Raw genomic sequence first — 4,574 nt, 5'->3', positions numbered from 1 at the left:
TTAATTATATTAACGGTCTTAAATACTTTGTGAACGTTAATCTGGAATTGCAGCATATAACTGCCTAAATAAAAAGCAACTAAAATAAATTAAATACTGAAAGCCATATGTGGTATCGGTTAGTCTAAGAAATGACAAACCAAATAAAACAACAATCATTATGTACAAAAAATGTATCTGATATTAAATTTAAAATTATTCACTATCACTGTACAGGCGATTATTGCCAGATAATAGAATACCAAAATGTTTTGAAAAGGAAATAAGTAATTGAAAATCTTAATAATCATATCTGCGCTTATAAATAAGCCGAATAACAATCCGTTACGATTGTAGCTTTTCGAAATAATTTGTTGATTCAAATTTTTACCTCCTATCTTTTTTTATATTTACACAATTGGAAATACAAAGCAACTACACCTATGAAAAAAGGTAGGAACAAACTGCGAACTAATGTACTTTTAAAAATAATATGTTATGTTTAAAATTTATTTATACGACTAAACTAATGTAATTTCAAAGCGAGGTGAACCACTATACTCACAGTAACATCACATTCGCATATTATCAACATTAAATTATAAAGGAGTGATAAATATTTTAACAATACGTGACCACAATAAAAACGAATATCCGCTCCTAGCGGTTAAAACAATCAACGAAGAATTAAATGGTAACCACGACATTGAATTAAAAGTCCCACAACAAAGAAACAATAACTTAGACTTAAAACAGATTGATAAACTGTGGGAAATTAATTATAAAACGGTTGATTATAAAATAATGTATATCAAGCAAATTACTAAAGGGGATAGCTTTTATTTAGATATAAGGGCTACACCTCTTTTTTATTTTGATATGGATAAGCAAATTATCCACGAAGATAAAGACGGTCACTATACTGGAAAGAACGCTTTTGACATTGTGTTTAACAGTAGTGGTTATCAGTATGTGTTAGTTGATTTTGTGAATGCTATACAGATTGAGGGCTTTGGTAAAGGCGAAACTCGCTTAGAAATGTTTAAGCGATTGATAGATCGCTTTAGTTTAGAATTTTACATCGTTGGTAAGACGGTCTATCTAAAGAAATTAATCGGTAATGATACGAACTTTTTATATAAATATAAACTCAATGCGAGTAACGTATCAAAGAGTATTGATGCGAGTGGTTTTGTCACACACATTAAAGGTTTTGGTAACTTCGGTAATGAATCAAGTGAAGATGCTGCGGATAATGATGATTACTTTACGAACGCTAAATTAAGACGTGAATACACATCTCCATTAGCTGAAATCGTAGGTGTGTACGAGGGCAAACCAATCGTTGACGGTCGTGTAACAGATAAAAACACTTTAGATAAGATGATGACTGAAGCCGTTGAAAAGTCGTTGGAAATATCCATTGAGGGTAATTTGCATGACGTTAGAAGCATTTATAAAGAAGCAGTACCTTTAATTGGCGATAGAGTGTTTCTAATTGACGAACGAATTAATCTCGAACAAGAAATCAGAATACAATCGCTAAAACAAACGTATGATGTGAACGATAAGTTAGTAAATTGTGAAGTTACATTCGGTAGTGAAAGCATTAGAAGTCGCTATAAATCAAATTTACAATCAGTTGCGAAAGACTTTAACTCGTTACTAAAAGGCGAAACTAAATTACCTTTATGGAGTTTAGATGAAGTGGCTCGTGGCATGATTACTAAAATTCATGCAAGTGAGAACGAGTTGAGATACGGAGACTTCGGTATTCAAGCGATAGATAAAAACAATCCAAACAACGTATTCGGACTGAACTCACAGGGCTGGTATATATCGACTGACGGTGGTGCGACTGCGAGAACGATAGCGACTGCAGAGGGAATAGTGGCTGATGCGATAACTACTGGAACGTTACGAGCAATTACTGTAGATGGTGTTGAAATATATGGGAGTAAGATTTATGGTACTGAAATACTCGGTAGTACAATCACTGGTGGAACAATTTATACAGATGCAGATAATGATCATTACATTTCTTTAAAAGGCAGTGAACTTATCTCACGTGGTATTCAAACTAGGAAATGGTTTGGCACAACATCTAATGACCACATGAGAGCAATGATTTATGACGGACAGTTTAGAGTTCGTAATGATGATAAGAAATGGTCTGTATATCTGTCAGATATGGGATTGTCTACGCAATGGGACGGGTCTGGAGATTATATCAAAGAAGGAGTTTCTGGTGCTATTGAGTTTCATAGCAGACGATACTCAGATGGAGACTATTCAGGAGTAACAATGTACTCAGACGCAAGAATCGCCCTAGAAACTAACGGTGGTCGTATCTACCTCAACCCTAAAGGAGCGCATGTACACGTGGCAGATGCTAGAGATAACTATTACGGTATTAGTGCTTCGACATTTAGTCAATCGTCTGAACGAGAGTTGAAAAGAGATATCAAAGACTTTGAAGGAAATGCTTCGGCTATTATCAGAGACTTACTAATCAGAGAATACAAACGACTAACAGGCGGAGAAGAAACTACGTTTGACCAATGGCAAATCGGATTAATAGTCGACGAAGCACCTAGGGAAGTTTTAGCAAATGGAAGAAGCATTGATATTTATAGCTATGTAAACGTGATAGCTAAGTCGATACAAGAAATACTACCTAGATTAGATAAACTAGAGGAGATGAGTGTTTAATGGAACATAAATTATCTACCGAAGAACAAGTATTAATCGCTAACTATCGTCAGTTATGCGATGAGAAGTTACAGTTACAAATCGAACTTAATAAGGTCGCACAAGAACGTGACCATTATAAGTCGGAGTTAGAAAAAGTATCAGAGAAGCCTGCGGAATAGTCCGTAAGGCTTTTTATTTTTTTAAAAGGAGTGAGTTTAATGTGCATGAGCTAGAAACACAGAAAGACGTGCTTTACTGGTTTGTGATAGTGGTAGTACCGATATTAATCGGTGTTTTTGGTCTTTACTATAAACAGACGAAAGACAAAGAGCGTGCAGAAAATAGACTTACTAAAATCGAAAGTCAACAAGACCAAAATACAAAGTCGATCGAGAAGATTGAACAAGAGCAATTTATCGTGCGAGAAGATTTGAAAACTTTGAAAGCCATTAACGATAAGCAGGATATGTTATTTGACATGTTGAAAGAAGTAAAAGAAGAGTTGAAGAAGAGGTGAATATAATGAGAATGGCAATTGTTAGACTAGTTGTAATGCTAATATTAATTATTAATCAAATTTTAATCGGTAAAGGCTGGACACCGTTACCATACGACGAAGAACAAATATATGAATTTGTGAACGGACTAGCACTTGTAGCAGTTAGTATATGGGCATGGTGGAAGAACAACAGCATTACGAAAGAAGCACAGAAAGCAGATAAAGTATTAGCGTATGAAAAGAAACGAAATAAAGCTGCACGACAATGATCGTGTGGCTATTTTTTATGCAAAAAATTAAGGAGTAGATAAGTATGGCACAAGAAAAAGTGGACTTTGAAAAAGCATTAGAAATTAATGGTGGAGGAATTGGCGAAGATATTAAACCACCAAAAGAAGTAGAAAAAGCAGACGATAGTCAATTCAAAGGATTTAAGGAGAGTGGCAAATAATGGCTTACGAAATTGTAGATATGTATCTACCTTCATCTAAATATCCAATTAAAGCACCATACGCAATGAAACCTGAATATGTAACAGTTCACAACACAGGGAATACTGCTTCAGCTAGAAATGAAGCAACTTATCACAATAACAATAATAATCAAGTCAGCTACCACGTAGCTATTGACGACAAAGAAGCAATTCAATTAATTCCATTTAATCGAAACAGTTGGCATGCAGGAGATGGTGCGAACGGTACAGGTAACCGCAAGTCAATCGGTATTGAAATCTGTTACAGTATGGATAACGGTTATAGTGGTGCTAAATCTGCTCGTTATAAAAAAGCAGAAGATAATGCAGCACTATATATCGCTCATGTGCTTAAACAGTATGGTTGGGGTATTGACAGACTTAAACGTCACTATGACTGGTCAGGCAAAGACTGTCCGCACAAAATGCACGCTACTAATAGTTACCAAGCGTTTAGACGTAAAGTACAACGATATTTAGATCAATTAAATGGTAAGAAAGTTACTAAGGCTAAATCTAAATCTAAAACAATCTCACAGTTAGCAGATGAAGTATTAGCTGGAAAGCATGGTAATGGAGATGCACGTAAACGTTCATTAGGTAGTAACTATGCTAAAGTTCAGGCAGAAATCAATAGAAGATTCGGTGTGAAATCAGCACCGAAGAAAAAATCAACCGCAACAATCGTGAACGACGTTCTGGCTGGTAAATGGGGTAACGGTCAAGATAGATTTAATAGATTGAAAAGAGCAGGCTACGATCCAAACGTAATTCAACGTGAAGTGAATAAGAGATATTAAAAAAGGGAGTGCTATTGCTCCCTGTTTTTTGTGTCAAAAAACACAATACTTAGTTAAATGATGTAGTATACTAATGGTTAAAAATAAATCTTGTTAAATGTTATAATGAAGTGAAATTATTAAACATTTT

The 4,574-nt window shown here is 34.8% G+C and carries 6 protein-coding genes; all 6 read left to right on the top strand.

The window, feature by feature from the left end; all coding sequences use genetic code 11:
- Positions 1–588: 588 nt before the first annotated feature.
- Genes TJ68_RS04975 through TJ68_RS08150 form a run of 6 tightly spaced genes read left to right on the top strand, consistent with a single transcriptional unit; the run spans position 589 to position 4,444 of the window.
- A complete protein-coding gene (locus tag TJ68_RS04975; protein WP_040929060.1) occupies positions 589–2,691 on the top strand; it encodes a phage tail spike protein in 2,103 nt (700 codons plus the stop codon).
- The gene (locus tag TJ68_RS08415; protein WP_155974677.1) at positions 2,691–2,852 is read left to right on the top strand and encodes a hypothetical protein; all 162 of its coding nucleotides are present in this window, start codon (positions 2,691–2,693) and stop codon (positions 2,850–2,852) included. Before TJ68_RS04975 ends, TJ68_RS08415 begins: the two co-directional genes overlap by 1 nt.
- Before the next feature lie 41 nt (positions 2,853–2,893).
- On the top strand, positions 2,894–3,190 hold the full coding sequence (locus TJ68_RS04970) for a DUF7365 family protein (RefSeq protein WP_040929059.1): 297 nt from the start codon (positions 2,894–2,896) through the stop codon (positions 3,188–3,190).
- A 5-nt stretch (positions 3,191–3,195) separates the two neighbouring features.
- A complete protein-coding gene (locus TJ68_RS04965) occupies positions 3,196–3,441 on the top strand; it encodes a phage holin (RefSeq protein WP_052327316.1) in 246 nt (81 codons plus the stop codon).
- A 44-nt stretch (positions 3,442–3,485) separates the two neighbouring features.
- Complete coding sequence (locus TJ68_RS08410; protein WP_155974676.1) at positions 3,486–3,623, top strand: hypothetical protein; 138 nt, start codon at positions 3,486–3,488, stop codon at positions 3,621–3,623.
- On the top strand, positions 3,623–4,444 hold the full coding sequence (locus tag TJ68_RS08150) for an N-acetylmuramoyl-L-alanine amidase (protein ID WP_052327315.1): 822 nt from the start codon (positions 3,623–3,625) through the stop codon (positions 4,442–4,444). Before TJ68_RS08410 ends, TJ68_RS08150 begins: the two co-directional genes overlap by 1 nt.
- Positions 4,445–4,574: the final 130 nt, after the last annotated feature.

Source organism: Nosocomiicoccus massiliensis (genome assembly GCF_000438455.1).
GTDB lineage: Bacteria > Bacillota > Bacilli > Staphylococcales > Salinicoccaceae > Nosocomiicoccus > Nosocomiicoccus massiliensis.
The sequence above is the reverse complement of the archived record's forward strand: the minus strand, read 5'-3'. Positions and strand labels throughout refer to the sequence as shown.